A 16,994-nucleotide genomic window follows, 5' to 3' on the forward strand; every position below is an offset into this window, starting at 1 on the left:
AAATTGTATGAAAACAAAACGGGAATCTTTCTTATATATGAAAAAATTACGCCATACAGCCCAGGGCGTTAACGTGAGGGGGATTTTTTATGGAGTCCGGTACTAGCCTGCATTTAGGGAGTCTGCGGTTATACTATTTGAAATGCGACCGCGGGCTTGCTTTGGACAGCATTGGGGGTACTACTCGTAAAGCTGGCCGAACTTGGGCTTGCTTCGGACAGCATTGGGGGTAATGCACAAAAAACTGGCCGAAACCAGGGTTGCTTCGGACAGCTTTGGCGGCAATACACGAAAAGCTGGCCGAACTCAGGGCTGCTTCGGACAACTTAAGAGCTACTACACGAAAACCTGTCCGAATTCGGAGCTGCTTCGGACAGATTTGGGGCTACTACTCGAAATGCTGTCCGAACTTCGGGCTACTTCGGACAGCTTTGGGGCTACTACTCGAAAAGCTGGCCGAACTACGAGCTGCTTCGGACAACTTTGGTCCTAATGCACAAAAAGCGGTCTGAACTTCGGACCGCTCCGGTTTCAATTTTCATAAAATGCCGTTCAAAGTGCTCCATAGTACAACAGAAAAATAACAAAAAAAGACACCATTATAAAAGGTGCCTCCATCATGAACTATTCGTCTTGTTCGATAAAGATTTCAGTTTTGTCACTGGCTGCCTTAACGGTAGCGAATGACCCGATCGGCAGGGTGGCAAATGGCTGGACATGTCCGAAATTGACATTTGCGATGATCGGTATATTCCTTAATTCTACTTTACTCAAGATGATTTTTCTTAATGCCTCTTCTGTGACATTGGAATTCTTTTGGAAACGGCCAATCAATAGAGCTTTTATTGAGGCTGCGTCTGGTAGGTGAAGAAGTGACTGGACATCCCGGTCAAAACTTCTTGAATGGCTTTCTTCATCATCTTCAATGAACAGGATGCTGTCTTTCAGGGATGGCATGAATTCTGTACCCTGAAGCAGGTTCATTGTGCTAAGATTGCCGCCGATCAACTTCCCGCTTGCTTCTCCTTCCCGGATGACCATATAGCCATCGTTTTCGTGGAACGTCCGATTTTCCTGTTCGAGATACCAGGCGTCATCTGACCAAGTTTCAGAAGGAGAAATTTCATATGGTGCATCATTTGTAACTGCATCCAAAAAAGAATTCAATGTATATTCCAACCCATGTTTCACGCCAAAGGTTGAAAAATGTGGGCCTGAGTATGTTACAAGCCCGGTTTTCTTATAGATTGCCAGCTGCAACGCCGTAATATCGCTGTAGCCGCAAAAAACCTTCGGATTGGAAGCGATCAAATCATAGTCTATGTATTTCAGCAGCTGGTTGGAATTGTATCCGCCTATGGCCGTTAAAATCCCTTTTACATTCGGGTCGGTAAATGCTTCATGCAAGTCCTCGATCCGTTCCTCAATCGAAGAACTGAAAAACTCATCATGAGCATCTGCATACTTTCCAAACGTCACCTTAAAGCCCAGCTGCGTCAATCTCTCAACAGCCAGGTCTAGTTGAGCTCCCTTCAGAATGATCATGCTTGTCGCTGGTGCGATGATCCGAATCTCATCCCCAGGCACTAACTTGGGTGCAAACATATTCTCCCCGCCTCTTCAATGATATCTTCTATTTTATCAAAGAAAAGGCAGGGTGTAAGCATGTTCTGGTCTTTCAATTTGTTCTCAGGATCTATACAAGTGCAGGCTCAGTTTTTCGTCCCGTTTTTGACTTCTCGATAATGTCTGTTGCAATCCAGACTCCGCAGGCACTTGCCTGTGCAAGTCCGCGAGTGATGCCGGCACCGTCTCCGCCAACATACAGGCCGCTTATTTCTGTTTCAAACTTGTCATTCAGCTTCGGCCGTGCTGAATAGAACTTCGCTTCAACTCCATAGAACAGCGTATGTTCAGAAGCAAGTCCAGGCGTAACCTGGTTCAATGCTTCCGTCATTTCCACAAGACTCTTAAGGGTGTTATACGGAAGGACCAAACCTAAATCTCCAGGTACTGCTTCCTTTAAGGTAGGTTCAAGGAATCCCTCTTTGATTCTTTTTTCCGTTGACCTGCGGCCCTTTAAAATATCTCCGTATTTTTGCACAATCAGCCCGCCGTTGGAAAGGCTGTTCGCCAAACGGGATATTTCATGCGCGTATTCATTCGGTTTATCGAACGGATCAGAGAATGTATGGGACACGAGCAAGGCAAAATTCGTGTTGTTGCTTCCAAGCTTTGGATCCTTATAGGCGTGGCCGTTTGCAAGCATGATTCCGGAATGATTCTCGACAACTACATGTCCCGATGGATTGCTGCAGAATGTCCTAACGCTGGTCCCTACTGAGGTATTGAAAATGAACTTTCCTTCGTATAGATGTTCATTTATTTCCTCCATGACGACATTGGATGTTTCGACGCGGACGCCAATATCGACCTGGTTATTGATCATCTTAAGCCTTCTTTTTTTCAAAAGCTGTGTCAGCCATTTGGAGCCGTCACGGCCCGGGGCAACTACTACTTTATCAGCATAAATTTTTTCCCCGTTCCTAAGCTCAACACCTGTGACTTTATGGCCGTCATGCGTTTTTTCAGTAATCAAATCCTCGATTTCTGTCTTGAACGCCATATCCACCTTTTCTTTTAAGTATTCAAAGATATCCTTTAAAATCTCAAGATTCTGTTCTGTACCAAGGTGGCGAACCTGGGCTCTGAGCAGCTTCAAGCCAGCGGCATAACCTCTTCGTTCGATTTCACGGACTTTATCTGTCATTGGGTCAGTTATACTTTCCGTTGCACCATGCTTGAGATTGATCTCATCTACATATTTTATCAGTTCGACAACTTTTGAATCAGGCAGGTAATCCGTCATCCAGCCGCCGAATTCACTTGTTATATTGAATTTCCCATCTGAATAGGCACCTGCACCGCCGAAACCATTGGTGATCGAACACGCCGGCAGGCATCCTGCAAAATCCTTTTTTCCAGCTGGCGGCGGGCATTTTTCAATTTTCTTTTGTAAAATCGGGCAGTTCCTTCGATAAATATCATGTCCCTTATCCACTAACAGAACATTAGCTTCAGGCATCTTTAACGATAATTCATAGCAAGTGAAAATCCCTGCTGGGCCTGCTCCAACGACAATCACATCATAGTTTGTTTTCATTCTGCATCCCCCGCCATTATCAGTTTTTTGCTTAACCAATGGTAAATATAACAAATAACACCCACACAGTCAACCAAAACACGAACTATAAATAATAAAAGCAAAATAAATGTTCGTGTTAAACCAGGGCATATTAAGAGGCTGTCTGTTAGCAGACAGCCTCGCAAACTATTTAAAAGGCGTTTTAAATTGCTATATTTTTACCAGTTATAGCTGCAGCAAGCACCAATGATGATTAACAAGATAAACAGAACAACGATCAATGCAAAACCGCCGTATCCGTAACCACAGCCAGCACCTGCGACTCCTGCATATGGGTAACCTCCGCCACAGAAAGTGCCATAAGTTGGAGCTGTTGCCATTGGGGCAGTTACAGGCATTGGGGCATTATCATATCCGTACATTTAAAAACCACTCCTCGTTTGTTTTTGAATTGCTTTCCCTTTACGGTATGATATGGGTACTTGACCCGTTTGTGCATTAGCCTATTTTTTTTAATTTATCATTTTTCACAGCCATGCCGACTTTTCAATTCATTCATGGCGGGTAAAGGTTAAAATGGAATAATAGCAACCAATGTCCGGAGGGTACAGCCAAGTATGAAATCTAACGCTAAAAAAATTTTAACCTTATTTTTCCTTACGGCCGCAGTGATTTCCTTTTTAGCGATTCAATCAGAACATTACTTGTCCGAGGATTTAAATGTTTATGAAAAAATCTCCGCCGGTTCGTCGATCAATTACCTGATTATCGGTGACAGTATTGGGCGGGGTGCTGGAGCAGAAAGCAAAGACCTTAGGTGGTACAGCCAGTTCGAGGTGCTTCTAAAAGATTTCAGCGGATCCCGGGCACGCCGAAATAGTATTGTCCAGAGTGGAGCGACTGCTTTTGAAGGATTATACAAACTGCAAAAAGCCCCAAAATTCAGTGATGTCGACCTCATTTTTATTGTTTTTGGCGAAAATGATCGTAAATATATGGACGCTGAGCAATTCACTTTTTTCTATGAGAGACTGATCAGAAAAGCAAAAGAGCGATATCCCAACTCTGAAGTGATCACGATCATCGAGAATCCTTTAAAGCAGGAGGAATTTGCTGACGCAATTAACAGAGTTTCTGACCATTACGGCGCTAAGCCATTAGACATGCGAATTCCTTTCAAGGAATCTGGCATGCTGACAGAACAGCTGACGACTGATATGGTGCATCCGAATGGAAAAGGATATCAACTTTATGCGTACTCTATTCTGGAGTTGATCAAAGATAATATCCAAAAGGAAAGGGATATTGCCGGATATCCTAAACCCTTGACCAGGAATCAAGCAATCTCTCTGTCTGAAAAAAAACATTTCTCTGCCCGTAAAGGGTTCCGAAGGCAAAATGGTATAAATATAAGCAAGCGTCCCGGGGATTTTCTGGAATATGAGTTTGAGGGCTCCATTCTCGGGGTGACAGCAATAAGAAGCCAGGACGGTGGAATGGTCAAAGTTTATATAGACGGTAATTATGTAAGTACCCTTTCTACCTGGTGGCCGTTCTCACGGGAGCGGTTCTTATATATAGCAAGCGGCCTTGAGAACGGTCATCATACGGTCCGTTTTGAAACGCTAAAAGAGGCATCCTTGCATAACAAAAGTGACATATCGATGATCCAGATTTCTTCGATCATCGTCGCTGTCGATGAAGAAAAATAATATAGAAATTTCCTAAAGGAAAGTGTATGATACTTTCTATATGCCCACCTTAACAGCAAATTGTATGAATGTCCCGTGACTTGGGAAGCTTTTTGCAGGGCAGCAATAATTCCTGAAGGAGATACTATGAGAAGTATATTCAAAAATTTCATTAACGGCATCCTTACCATTGTCCCGATCATACTCGTGATCTATGTGATTTATAAAACCTTTATGTTTTTGGACAGTTTGCTTGGAAATTTGCTGAAGCCCCATTTAAAAGAAAGCTATATTCCAGGTATCGGCCTGTTGACAACATTGGTTTTGATAACATTCCTCGGCTGGCTGTCGACCCGGTTCATTACAGGCAGCATCATTAGGCTGGTTGACAGACTTCTGGAAAAAATCCCTTTGGTCAAAACGATTTATTCTGTCATCAAAGATACTGTCCATTCTTTTCTCGGGGATAAAAAGTCCTTTTCAAAAGTGGCTTTGGTTACGATCCCAGGAACAAACATGAAAAGTCTCGGTTTCATTACTTCTGAGAACCTTCAGGCGTTTCATGAACCATTATCAGGTCATGTTGCCGTTTATGTACCTCAAACTTTTCAAGTTGCCGGTTTTACGTTCTTGATTCCAAAAGAAGACATCGAAATTCTCGATGTAAAACCTGAGGATGCAATGAAATTCATCCTTTCAGGAGGAATGACTTCCTCAAACGGAGAGAAACATGTGAAACAAAACAGCCGCTGACATAAATCAGCGGCTGTTTTCTATTCAAAGGTCACTTCAAGAATTGGAGTGGATCCTTTCTCAACATTGCTTTCAGTCAATTTCTCTAATGAGGATGCCTGGTCGGTGTTAGTGATGATAATTGGGGTTATAGTACTCTTCGCTTTTTCACTGATGATCCCTATATCAAAGGATACAAGTTTATCCCCTGCCTTTACCTGATCACCTTGCTTCACATGTGTTTCGAAGCCTTCACCATTTAAGGAAACCGTCTCCAGCCCAATGTGGATGAGAATCTCTGCCCCGTTTTTAGCCCTGATCCCTACCGCATGTTTTGTAGGGAAAACTTGGATGACTTCACCGTCTACCGGCGCAACAACTATGCCATCTTCCGGTTTAATCGCCAAACCGTCACCCATCATTTTTTCAGAAAAAACAGGATCAGGAACTTCATTCAGATCGACTGCTTTCCCGGTAATTGGTGCCAGAAGCTTGATTGTTTTAATTGGTTCCTCCTTTTTTCCAAACAACTTTTTAAACATAGGTACCATTCCTTCCTGCGTATTTTTATGTTCAATCCTGGAACAGTTTTAGTAACTCACCATAACCTTCTTCTTCCAGCTTTTCTTTCGGAACGAACCTCAACGCTGCTGAATTGATGCAATACCTCAGTCCATTTTCACCCGGACCATCATCGAATACGTGTCCTAGATGGGAATCCGCACTTTTGCTCCGCACCTCGGTCCTGACCATGAAATGGCTCAAATCCTGTTTTTCGATGATTTCTTCCTCTTGGATTGGTTTTGTAAAGCTCGGCCAGCCGCAGCCCGCATCATATTTATCCCGGGAGCTGAATAACGGTTTTCCTGAGACGATATCTACATAAATCCCTTCCCTCAGGTCATTCCAATATTCATTCCGGAATGGTGGTTCTGTCCCATTGTTTTGTGTCACTTCATATTGCATCGGCGTCAGCCTTTTCTGTAAATCTTCTTGATTCTTTTTCATTTTCTACTCCCCCAATGTTCCCGGATATAAGCTTCACGTCCTGAACCTTTATGATAAGCATTATATCGTTCCGGATTTTTTTTATAATAACCCTGATGATAGGTCTCAGCAGGATAGAAGGTCTTCGCCGGCAGAATTTTTGTCGCAATTGGCTTCGAGAACTGTCCGCTCTCACCAAGCTTCCTTTTCGACTCTTCAGCAAGCTGCCTCTGTTCTTCATCATGATAGAAGATGGCGGTCTGGTATGATTGGCCCCTGTCATAAAACTGTCCGCCCGGGTCGGTCGGATCGATTTGCTGCCAATATAAATTCAGAATCTCCTCGTAAGGAAATACCTCCGGATCAAATGTAATTTGCACAGCTTCATAATGGCCGGTAGTCTCACTGCAGACCTCTTCATATGTAGGGTTTTCCTTCGTGCCTCCTGTATAGCCCGACACAACACTGTAGATTCCCGGCTGCTCATCAAATGGCTTCACCATACACCAGAAACAGCCTCCGGCAAATGTCGCAAGCGCCCGATTTCCTTTATTCATGATTCCACCTCTTCCAATTTCTAAATAACTCCACTTAAATACTTATTCCCTATTGTATAACTTTTAAAGCAAAAAACCCATTCATTACACTCAACAGTAAAAGCCCCTTCCGGAGAAGAGGCTTTTTGCTTTTGATTATTTGAATTTTGTTTTTTTGCGAATTTCTTTATTAATATTTTTCCAGTGCCTTTTTTCTTCAGCTTGTGCTTTCTTATCCACCTTCCGGTCAATATAAGCCAGTTCTTTTTGCAGCTTTTTATAGCTGGCCAGCCTGCTTACATCCAGGAGACCTTCATCAATCGCCGAACGAACTGCACAACCCGGCTCGTTACCATGGGTACAATCACGAAATTTACATTCTTCAGCGAACTGATCGACATCTGCAAAGCTTTCGCTGATACCCTCTTCACCTGTCCATAGCTGAATCTCTCTCATACCCGGTGTGTCAATGAGTACTGCACCACAAGGCAGCAAGACCATTTCCCGGTGTGTTGTCGTATGCTTGCCCTTATCATCGCTTTCACGAATTTCCTGTACCAGCTGTTTTTCGTATCCGGAGAAATAATTGACCAGGCTTGATTTTCCGACCCCTGACGATCCGATTAAAGCGACCGTCCGTCCCGGGCCTAGATATCTTTGTACTTCCTCCATGCCGGTTCCTAAAAGTACACTCACTGGTATGACAGGAACCCCAATGGCCACCCCTCTCACCAGTTCCATCTTTGTTTCAAGGTCATTTTCCAAATCTGCTTTGCTCAATATGATGACCGGATTCGAACCGCTCTCCCAGGCAAGCAAAAGATACCTTTCAATCCGCCTTAAATTCAGATCATCATTAAGTGAATTTACGATGAACACCGTATCAATATTAGCAGCGACAATCTGCTCCTCGGTGACCTGACCTGCAGCCTTCCTGGAAAACTTGCTTTTTCGTGGCAGGATTCCCCGGATTGTTCCTCGCATTTCACCTGGTGAGGTCTTGACGGCCACCCAGTCACCAACCGCCGGCAATTCATCCCTGCCATTTGCTTCATATGTCAATTTGCCTGAAAGAGTACAGAGATATTCACCATCTTCGAGCCATACCCTGTAACTATGCTTGTGCTCCAACGCCACCCTGCCAGGCTTGTAACCTTGGAATTGACCTTCCTCGAAAAACTTTTTTATTTCAGCAGTCATTCCGATATTTTCAAGTTTATTCATTCAATTTTTCCTCCATCATGCTTAATTAATAAAAAAAAACACAGGAATGCACAGTCCCGTAGTTTGATAAGCATGTAGAAAAAAAGACGAATAGTCGATTGTTCCGCTTAGGTTAGTGGGACGTGCAATAAGTAACGGCCATCTTAAAAACATTTAACATTCTGCTCATTGCACTCCACCTGCCTCTCGTATAATTATCTTCAGTATATGGAAAAATTTTCTCTATGTAAACCCTTTTTTATAAATCCCCCTGTTCATAGCGACAGTTCCGCACCGATCATGCCCAATTTGCATATTTTACATTTGAGTATTCTATTTAGGAGTGAGGGGTATGTCCACCAGAAATCAGAATGAGTACCTGCATAAAGCTTCCATGTATGATTTATTGGCGAATTACTATAAATATATTGACCCGAATATGCATGTCATGTACTACCATAAACATTTGCGTAACCTGAACAAAGCAGTACAGTTGATGCGTTCCTATAGTGCACCAGTTAGTACACCAAACACTTTACCGTCAATGCTGCGCTTCTTGCACGCTTCCCCCGGGCTAAAGGCTGTAGATATTTATTTAAATGGCAGCCGGGTACTGCGTGACTTTGAGTATAAAAACAATAGCAGCCATATGCAGCTGCAGCCTGGAAAGTATCAGGTTGACATCTATCCTGCAGGAGATAGCGTTTCCACCGTCATCAGCAAAAAAATAACTGTCGACCCAGGAAGGATTTACACTGCCGCAATCGCCGGACCTGCCAATAAACTTCAGCTGCTGACATTTGAGGATCACCCGCAAACACCTGTCGGAGAAACGAAAGCAAGATTTATCCATCTTTCACCAGACGCCCCGGCAGTAGACATAGCCGGAATGAATGGGGATATCATCTTCCCGAATGTATCCTTTAAGCAAGCTACCACATACCTGGCACTGACCCCAATGACCATCACACTGGAAGCAAAAATTGCAGGCACCAAAAACACCGTATTGACAATCCCGGATGTCAAACTACTGCCAAATAACGCCTATACAATTATTGCTGTTGGGACAGCAAAGGGAGAGCCACCGCTTGAAGTACTTTTATTGCAGGGATGATCCTGGCCGGGAGACCGGCCATTCTTATTTGCTTATGAATACTGCAATTCAGCAAAAGTCATGCAAAAAGGCGCTCATAAAGAGCACCTTTCTAATCTGCAGGAACCAGCAGTGTAAATTTAATATTGTCTTTCTTTAAATCAAATTCATTGACACGTACCTTTATATCACTTTTCAGCTTAAGCCGCTGCATCGATACGTATACCCTTTCTTCCTTGGGCTGGATTTCAACAGCTTCCGGCAAATGGTAGCTGTCCCGAACGAACTTTAACACAGTTGAAACGGGAAGGTTCAATCTTCCAACTGATATTGACCTTTGTTTCAGGATTAAATCTCCATTTTCCAAAGCCTGCGGTTCGAAGGTCAGCTTCAATTCCAACTCCTGACTGAAGATTGGGATTGTCCCATATAATTCAACTTCATCTGTTAGCAATACTTGATATTCAAACTGGCTATTTTTCATTTCTTCTTCTAAATAATGATTGATGACCCTGTTCAAGTCCCGTTTGTTCGTCGATACATGAAAGGCAACATCATCCATTGCCGCATTATTTCTGTCAGGCTCTATCTTCGATTCCTCAGCAGGCATTGAGATCAGAATCCAAAAGAGTAAAATCGAAGCTGCAATGAGACCCAGCAGGATAAAGAATCCTATCTTCCACTTATTTTTCACCATCAGTCTTTATAACTCCTCTGTTCAATTCTATTCATTCAGCGAATCAAGGACCTGTTCATCCAGCAGTCCATATATCCGATCGGCAATTAATTGGTAACCCCGGTCATTGGGGTGAAAATAATCTGTGTACAAAAGATTCTCTTCATTGTTCAGGAAAATATCATGGATGTCCACAAAGAACGCATTCCCGTCCCTCTCCACTATAGAAGTGCTTTCCCCATTCCACTCATCCACTATTAGATTCATTTCATCCACATCTGCAAACCAATTGTAAAATGGATTATAAAGTCCCACCAACACAATAGGGGCTTTGGGATTTAAATCGCGGATTGATGCGAATATTTCCTGTAGCTGTTCAGCGAACATCTTCTGTCCGTTTTGGAATTGATCAAGTCTTAGATTGGAAAAATTCTCTTTGACTACCTTCATTAAATCATTACCGCCGATGGTTAAAATGATTAAGTCGGCTTCCTCTACAGATGATTGCAAGTTTTTATTCTCCAGCCTTTTTAACAGCTGGTCCGTCCTGTTGCCACGAACTCCAAAATTCTCAAAATTAGCATTCCTGATTGATTTTTCGCTTTCAAGGTCATCTGCAAGATATGGTATATATCCACCAGAATTCGTACTGTCACCGACCCCCTGTGTCAGAGAGTCTCCGGCAGCAACAATATGCAGCTCCCTTGGAAAAAAAGAATCCGGCAAGGCTTCCTTTATTTCCATCCCTGTTTTCTTCACGTTATTGAAATTCCCTTTTTGCAGGTTTTCAAACGGATTGCAGGCACCTAAAAAGAAAATCATCAGGACATAAAGTAAGGTGAATTTTTTGAGCAATTTTTATCACCTACCTATGAAAAGTATAATCATTATAACATTTAATAGCTTTGTTTGTTCATTTGCAGAAGCATGCATTAGGCCCAACCTTTTATTTTAATCTGTGCAATCAGCCGGTGTGGCAGTCCCGACCGCAAAAAAACAGGCCACATAAGCGGCCTATTGAAGTGTTTTAATATCTTCGACGATCTGATCAAAAGGTACTTCTTTCAGACCTGTATAATACTTCCTCATTACTCCTTCTTGGTCAATCAGATAGAAGTCAGTTCCATGAATGACCTGGTCTCCTTCTTCAGGTTTCTTAACAAGGGCTTTAAAGCTTTCAAGCGCAAATTTTTCTATTTCTTCCTGGCTGTAACCAGTCAGGAATGACCAATTGCTGAAATCCACATTGAACTTCTGGCCATATTCTTTAAGAACTTCGGGCTTATCGACAGTTGGATCGACACTGAATGATACAATTTCTACATTCTCTAGCTTTTCTTCCTTGATCATATCCTGAAGTTTGGCCATATTAGCAGTCATCGGCGGACAAACATCCGCACAGTTCGTGAAAACGAAATCCGCAACCCATACTTTCCCTTTTAAATCTTTTTTGCTAAGCTGTTCACCATCTTGATTCGTAAATGTAAAATCCTCAATCGGATAATTTACCTCATCCTTTAATCCGCTGTTTCCACAGGCAGCTGCAAAAACCGCAACAGCAGCCATCATGATCAGCAAAAGTCCCTTCTTCACGTTCATCACCTGCATTTTCTTATAATGTCCATATCCAATTCTAGCAGACGAGTTTGAGAGAAGAAAGAAAAAGATATGAGGAAACTGTGAAAAGGACGAAACTCAATTTGTTCCATTTTGGCTTTGGGAATTTTTCATTGTAGTGAAAAAGTCTTTGATGAAGTCAGTATAATTAAAGTTAACAGCGACTTGATGGACATTAAATTCAGCCTTGCTGACCGTGTCCCTGAAATCTCCAATACTCTGTCCAAATGCCTCTCCGCGATTCACGACAATCTTGACAGGGATTTTACGGTAAACGACCATCTCCTCATTCAATAATGCCCATAAAGTAAGAACATCGTGGAGAGGCGCACCTGTCAAATCTGGATTCCGCTTCTTATAAAATTTATAGTAGTAATCGTACATGGGCTTTACAAGGCTTCCTACTTTACTACCGATTGATTGATAATATGCATCCAGCTCATCAATAAGCGCAGGTGTCACAATGGCGCCGCTGGTGACATTGAGAGGGATGATTTTGACTGGTTTTTTTGCTTGTGCCAGGACAATATTTGCAGCGTAAGGATCACCATAGAAGTTTGCTTCTGCGACTGGTGTGACATTCCCTGGTTCATTGAAAGCACCACCCATGATGTAAAAATCCTTTACTTTTTTCATGGTCTCAGGATAAAGGATGAACGCAGCAGCCAGTGATGAAAGCCTGCCGACGTTCACAATCACGATTTCATCTGGATTTTTTTCGATGATTTCCTGGATGCCATGAAAGTTTTCAAGTGTAGCATCCACTTCAAAATCAGGAATGATAGGGCCAAGCCCTTCAACGCCATGCACATCTGGTACATATTCAGGCGGCTCTCCTGTTAATGGCAATTCTGCGCCAGCGAAGGCAGGAATATCATGTCTTCCTGTCAGCTCCTGCAAATAGGCGGCATTCCGGAGCGCATCCTGTTTTGATACATTCCCGTAATCCGCCACTACGCCCAGCATATCAATTTCCTTGTTGAAAAAAGCATATAATACAGCAATATTATCATCAACTCCAAAATCGCTAAAGAACAGCACCTTTTTCGCCAAAACGAAGCACCCCCTTGTAAAATTATATTGAAAGGGTTGAAAATAATGGCAAAAAAGTAAAAAGCCCTGAATTTTACTCAGGACCTTCTGTTAGGATCGGGACCAATATCTCAAAAGTGGTTCCCTCTCCTTTGATACTGGACACTTTAATTTGACCTTTCATCCGTTCTACAATCTGGTAACATACCATCAATCCCATGCCAGTTCCCCGCTCCTTTAATGAATAAAAAGCCGTTCCCAGCCTTGAGAGCTCCTCAGCCGTCATCCCAACCCCTGTATCCTTGATTATGAAGACACCATAATCGCCCTGTTTTTCAACGGTCAAACTGAGCTTTCCTCCGTCATCCATTGCCTCGATTCCATTTTTCAGGATATTGATCAGCACCTGTTTTAATTCGCTCTTGTTACCTTTGATTTTCACGGGCTCCTTTATATCGGTGTGCAGGGATATATTCTTGGACATCATCGCATAAGAGCTCATTAGATCCATTACCTGCTCAGCCAAGTCTTTTCCTTCGATGGTTTCCAGCTTCCCTACATCAGGTTTTGCCAGGCTTAAATAATCATTGATGATCGTTTCCGCCCTGTTCAATTCTTCAATCATCAGTTTTAAATATGTATGCTCTTCTTCACTCATGTCCTTAGCGAGGAAAATTTGCAGGAATCCTTTCACTACCGTCATGGGGTTCCTGATTTCATGGGCAACAGAAGCAGCAAGCTGGCCGATTGCGTTCATCTTTTCAGCACGCTGGAGCTCTTGCTGCAGCTTGGTCCGTTCAAAAATATCCTCTATTGTGTTAATTGCTTCCTCAAGCAAAATCGATTCATTCTCTTCGAGAGAAGACTGTCCCAGTTCTCTTGATGCAGCTGATACACTTTTGAATAGCTGAGAAAGCTGGGAAGCCATCTCATTAAACTGTTCACTCAATATACTCAATTCAGACTGGTCGCGGACAGGCAGCTGTACAGTAAAATTGCCGGAACTGATTTCCTTTATGCCATAAAACAAGTCATCTACAGGTTTCATCACCTTTTTGAGGCCCCAATTCAAAATGATATAAACCGCAACTAAAATGGCGGACATCTGGACTATTAACAGGAAAAGGATTTCCATCTGATTTTGCCTGATGATCGTTGCCTCTGCATCTATCCCCAGAATCGCGACTACTTTCCCGCTATTATCCATGATAGGGGCAAAGGATGAAACCCATGATCCATACTGGTCCGAGAAAATATCTGTACTTGTCACCTTATGCTGATCCCGGCTGGCGCGAAAAGCACTTAGAAATTGATCACCTGCGTCGTAAAACATCTGAGACCCAAAGGAATAATCGCGATAAATGTCAGATGCGGCGAGGATGTATACTTTTTGGTTCTGGTATTCATCAGGCAGTATGACATACGCTCCGAGGAAAGAAGCACTTTTCTCTCCGACCATGGTCAATATTTTCTCAAGCCGCTCGCTTGATTGGTTTGTCTCATTCCTGAGAGGTTCTGCATTTTTTATATCATCCGGGTCAATTGTCGATGACCAAAGCCCCGCAACCCCCTCAACCTTGTCAGCCATTTGGTCTTTCAACTGTTTAGACTGGAGGTAAAAACTTGTCCCCATAATCGAAACGACTACAACTGTTGTAATCATATAAGAAAACATCCATACTTTATTGAATATTGAAAGGTTTTTTAGATTGAATTTCATATTTTCATGGTCACTTTCCGTTCCATCAAGAGTGAATAGTTAAAAACATTCGACATTTTTTTATGATTTCCTGTATGCTTCAATAACTTTACTGACCGAATTTATAATATTAAAACTGCCTTTGTCGAGTTTGGTTTTAGCTGGAATGCAAAAAGGCCTGTGATTCAGGGTCCCAGGCCGTATCACATTCTTTATGTAATTCACTCGAAGTAATACATGAAGCCGATTGCGCCGGGGCCAGTATGGGTGCTGACGATGGGCGTTGTGTCTTCAATGGTAAAATGGTCATAGCCTGAACTTTCGAAGACAGCTTCCTTAATCTTTTCAGCGAGGCTTAACCCCTCCGCATGGACCAACCCTACCCCTTTTATGATTTTCCCTTCAGTATCTTCAGTAAATTGTTTTTTTAGATATTTAACGACTTGGGAATGACTTCTTGCTTTAGATACAGGAGTGTATTCTCCACCTTCCAGTGAGGCAATCGGCTTTATATTCAACAATGACCCAATCATCGCTTTTCCTTTACCGATCCTTCCGCCCTTTACAAGGTTTTCAAGTGTATCAACGACAACAAATAAGCGAGTCTGTTTTCTTACTGTATCCAGTCTTGTCAAAATCTCATCTACTGACTTCCCGGCGGCTGCCATTCGAGCTGCCTCAAGTACCTGAAAAGCCAATCCTTTCGAAATGAACCGGGAGTCCACCACATTCACTTTCGCACTGGACATCTGGGCAGCGCTTTCTGCCGAGCGTACTGTACCGCTCATCCCGCCTGTCATATGGATCGAGATAATTTCATATCCATCCGCAGCAAGCTCGTCATACAACTTGAGGAATTCGCCAGCAGGAGGCTGCGAACTTTTTGGCAGCTCAGAAGAAGCCTTCATCTTCTCCATGAATTCACCTGGACTGATGTCCACCCGGTCCAGATAATTTTCTCCATCAATTGAAATGGATAACGGGACTACGATGATATCCCATTTCTTAATGGTCTCATCATTCAAATCACAAGTAGAATCCGTTACTATTTTAATTTTAGCCATAATATCACATCCCTATCAAAAAACACTATTACTATTATACCTATTCGTCATAACAATTTAAAATATTTGCTTGCTCTCCTATGACTCTGCACCCTTTTTATATGTTCACCCCGAGTGAAATTTCTCGTATTCCACCCATACCGGCAGGCAGAACTGCAAAAAGAACAAAAGCGCCCTTCGAGGAGGCGCTTCAAAAATAAATCTTCAGGCGTTATTTTTCAATTCGGCAGATTTGAACAGCTGCTCATAATCCGGCCATTTCATGACTCTCTTTAAATACTCTTTGAACGAATAAAACTTTTTTGCGTTTCTTTCCTGATAGATTGCTGTAATAAAAGTTTGCAAACGGACTTGGATCATAAAATAAAAAGAACTCTCTTCTTCCAACACAGGAATTTCCACGACTTTAACCTTCTGTCCAACAACATTTTTGAACTCCAGGCTTTTGAATAACAAAATATCAATCCTCTTTTATCCCCGTTTGTTTATATTATACCTTAAATACTGGTCGAAATGTGTCTGTTTGCGCTGAATTCAAAAAAAATTAACACATTTCCCTTTAAATATTCACAACCTTAAAAGCCGTTATATTTCCGGCATGTTAGGCAGCACATATACAAAAGACAAAAAAACGTATGGGGATGCCCACACGTTTTTAAGACTATTTTTCTATTGATCCTTATTAGCTCATATGTTAAAAGGAGGTTTCCTCATCATCCATATCTCCATATTTCTCCTGCCACTCTTTTTCCTTCTTAAGCTTCCGTCTGTATACCACTTTAGACAAGTTGATGCTGACCTCATACAATAACAGCAGCGGAATCGTCACCAGTATATCTGACATGAAATCCGGAGGTGAAATAACTACTGAGATGACAACTAATATAAAGTATGCATACTTTCTGACTTTCACTAAAACATAGGGATTTATGACCCCAAGTGAGGTCAGGAACATTACGACAACTGGCAGCTCGAACAGCACTCCGAACGGGATTGTCATATTCATGATGAACTTGAAATACTTTTCCGCTGTAAAATTTGTGACCAGCATGTCCCCGCTCAATTCGACCAGGAAACTAAGTACTGTAGGAAAAATCACGAAATAGCCAAAAGCAAGACCAACGATAAATAAGATGAACAACGCCGGGATGTACGAAAGGGAAAGTTTCCGTTCAATTGGTCTGAGAGCCGGTTTGACGAACAGCCATATTTGTACAGCCAGTACCGGTATCGTACCAGCAATAGCGATGATCGTAGCGATCATGAAATAAATCCAGATTATATCGCTGGGCCCCAGGACTATTAACTTTACGTCCAAATCCCGGACAAAGAAATGATATATGTCTTTGACAAAATAAAAGCCTAAGCCAAAGAAAATAATGAAGGCAACAGCAGAAACAATCAGCCTGTTCCTCAGCTCATCAAGATGATCCACCAGATTTAATTCTTTATCTTCCATACCAATCCCCTGCCAATTCCATTTGCTGCATTTCCAATTTCATAATCAAGACTGTAAACT

General features: G+C 42.4%; 18 protein-coding genes. 3 read left to right on the forward strand and 15 right to left on the reverse strand.

The genetic code is table 11. The features are described from left to right. Positions 1-624 precede the first annotated feature (624 nt). The 3 genes from QNH36_RS15015 to QNH36_RS15025 form a co-directional block, all read right to left on the reverse strand. A complete protein-coding gene (locus tag QNH36_RS15015; RefSeq protein ID WP_283903735.1) occupies positions 625-1,605 on the reverse strand; it encodes a S66 family peptidase in 981 nt (326 codons plus the stop codon). Between the two features lie 91 nt (positions 1,606-1,696). Next, on the reverse strand, positions 1,697-3,163 hold the full coding sequence (locus tag QNH36_RS15020) for an NAD(P)/FAD-dependent oxidoreductase (RefSeq protein ID WP_251540602.1): 1,467 nt from the start codon (positions 3,161-3,163) through the stop codon (positions 1,697-1,699). Positions 3,164-3,363: 200 nt separating this feature from the next. After that, the gene (locus tag QNH36_RS15025) at positions 3,364-3,525 is read right to left on the reverse strand and encodes a YjcZ family sporulation protein (RefSeq protein ID WP_144480049.1); all 162 of its coding nucleotides are present in this window, start codon (positions 3,523-3,525) and stop codon (positions 3,364-3,366) included. Between the two features lie 237 nt (positions 3,526-3,762). Between QNH36_RS15025 and QNH36_RS15030 the strand changes: the two genes are divergently transcribed. Continuing rightward, complete coding sequence (locus tag QNH36_RS15030) at positions 3,763-4,857, forward strand: SGNH/GDSL hydrolase family protein (protein ID WP_144479884.1); 1,095 nt, start codon at positions 3,763-3,765, stop codon at positions 4,855-4,857. Between the two features lie 126 nt (positions 4,858-4,983). Continuing rightward, positions 4,984-5,589: a DUF502 domain-containing protein gene (locus QNH36_RS15035; RefSeq protein WP_144479886.1), complete on the forward strand. Its 606-nt coding sequence runs from the start codon at positions 4,984-4,986 to the stop codon at positions 5,587-5,589. Between the two features lie 20 nt (positions 5,590-5,609). On the opposite strand, the gene QNH36_RS15040 is transcribed toward QNH36_RS15035, so the two are convergent. From QNH36_RS15040 to rsgA, 4 genes are all read right to left on the reverse strand, one after another. Further along, positions 5,610-6,110 carry a PTS sugar transporter subunit IIA gene (locus QNH36_RS15040; protein WP_144479887.1) on the reverse strand — a complete coding sequence of 167 codons (501 nt, stop codon included), beginning with the start codon at positions 6,108-6,110 and terminating at the stop codon, positions 5,610-5,612. A gap of 31 nt (positions 6,111-6,141) precedes the next feature. Continuing rightward, positions 6,142-6,576 carry a peptide-methionine (R)-S-oxide reductase MsrB gene (gene msrB / locus QNH36_RS15045; protein ID WP_144479889.1) on the reverse strand — a complete coding sequence of 145 codons (435 nt, stop codon included), beginning with the start codon at positions 6,574-6,576 and terminating at the stop codon, positions 6,142-6,144. After that, complete coding sequence (msrA, locus tag QNH36_RS15050; RefSeq protein WP_144479891.1) at positions 6,573-7,112, reverse strand: peptide-methionine (S)-S-oxide reductase MsrA; 540 nt, start codon at positions 7,110-7,112, stop codon at positions 6,573-6,575. Before msrA ends, msrB begins: the two co-directional genes overlap by 4 nt. 135 nt (positions 7,113-7,247) lie before the next feature. Next, positions 7,248-8,315, reverse strand: coding sequence for a ribosome small subunit-dependent GTPase A (gene rsgA / locus QNH36_RS15055; RefSeq protein WP_144479893.1), 1,068 nt, complete (start codon positions 8,313-8,315; stop codon positions 7,248-7,250). A gap of 331 nt (positions 8,316-8,646) precedes the next feature. On the opposite strand from rsgA, the gene QNH36_RS15060 reads away from it, so the two are divergent. After that, positions 8,647-9,408 carry a DUF4397 domain-containing protein gene (locus QNH36_RS15060; RefSeq protein WP_144479895.1) on the forward strand — a complete coding sequence of 254 codons (762 nt, stop codon included), beginning with the start codon at positions 8,647-8,649 and terminating at the stop codon, positions 9,406-9,408. Between the two features lie 91 nt (positions 9,409-9,499). Here the strand turns inward: QNH36_RS15060 and QNH36_RS15065 are convergent, their stop codons facing one another. From QNH36_RS15065 to tatC, 8 genes are all read right to left on the reverse strand, one after another. Further along, the gene (locus tag QNH36_RS15065; protein WP_144479897.1) at positions 9,500-10,084 is read right to left on the reverse strand and encodes a YpmS family protein; all 585 of its coding nucleotides are present in this window, start codon (positions 10,082-10,084) and stop codon (positions 9,500-9,502) included. A gap of 27 nt (positions 10,085-10,111) precedes the next feature. Then, entirely contained in the window at positions 10,112-10,918 is an 807-nt protein-coding gene (locus QNH36_RS15070) for an SGNH/GDSL hydrolase family protein (RefSeq protein ID WP_260983646.1), read from the reverse strand. 159 nt (positions 10,919-11,077) lie between these two features. Next, entirely contained in the window at positions 11,078-11,662 is a 585-nt protein-coding gene (locus QNH36_RS15075) for an SCO family protein (RefSeq protein ID WP_395883525.1), read from the reverse strand. Positions 11,663-11,758: 96 nt separating this feature from the next. After that, entirely contained in the window at positions 11,759-12,733 is a 975-nt protein-coding gene (locus tag QNH36_RS15080) for a nucleoside hydrolase (protein ID WP_144479899.1), read from the reverse strand. A 73-nt stretch (positions 12,734-12,806) separates the two neighbouring features. Beyond that, positions 12,807-14,375, reverse strand: coding sequence for a sensor histidine kinase (locus tag QNH36_RS15085; protein ID WP_260983647.1), 1,569 nt, complete (start codon positions 14,373-14,375; stop codon positions 12,807-12,809). A gap of 257 nt (positions 14,376-14,632) precedes the next feature. Continuing rightward, positions 14,633-15,475, reverse strand: coding sequence for a DegV family protein (locus QNH36_RS15090; RefSeq protein ID WP_144479903.1), 843 nt, complete (start codon positions 15,473-15,475; stop codon positions 14,633-14,635). 204 nt (positions 15,476-15,679) lie between these two features. Continuing rightward, positions 15,680-15,931, reverse strand: coding sequence for a DUF2535 family protein (locus QNH36_RS15095; protein WP_144479905.1), 252 nt, complete (start codon positions 15,929-15,931; stop codon positions 15,680-15,682). A 238-nt stretch (positions 15,932-16,169) separates the two neighbouring features. Continuing rightward, positions 16,170-16,934, reverse strand: a complete 765-nt coding sequence (gene tatC / locus QNH36_RS15100) for a twin-arginine translocase subunit TatC (RefSeq protein WP_144479907.1) — start codon at positions 16,932-16,934, stop codon at positions 16,170-16,172. Between the last annotated feature and the right edge of the window lie 60 nt (positions 16,935-16,994).

The sequence above is a fragment of the Mesobacillus sp. AQ2 genome, from assembly GCF_030122805.1.
Taxonomy (GTDB): domain Bacteria; phylum Bacillota; class Bacilli; order Bacillales; family Cytobacillaceae; genus Mesobacillus; species Mesobacillus oceanisediminis_A.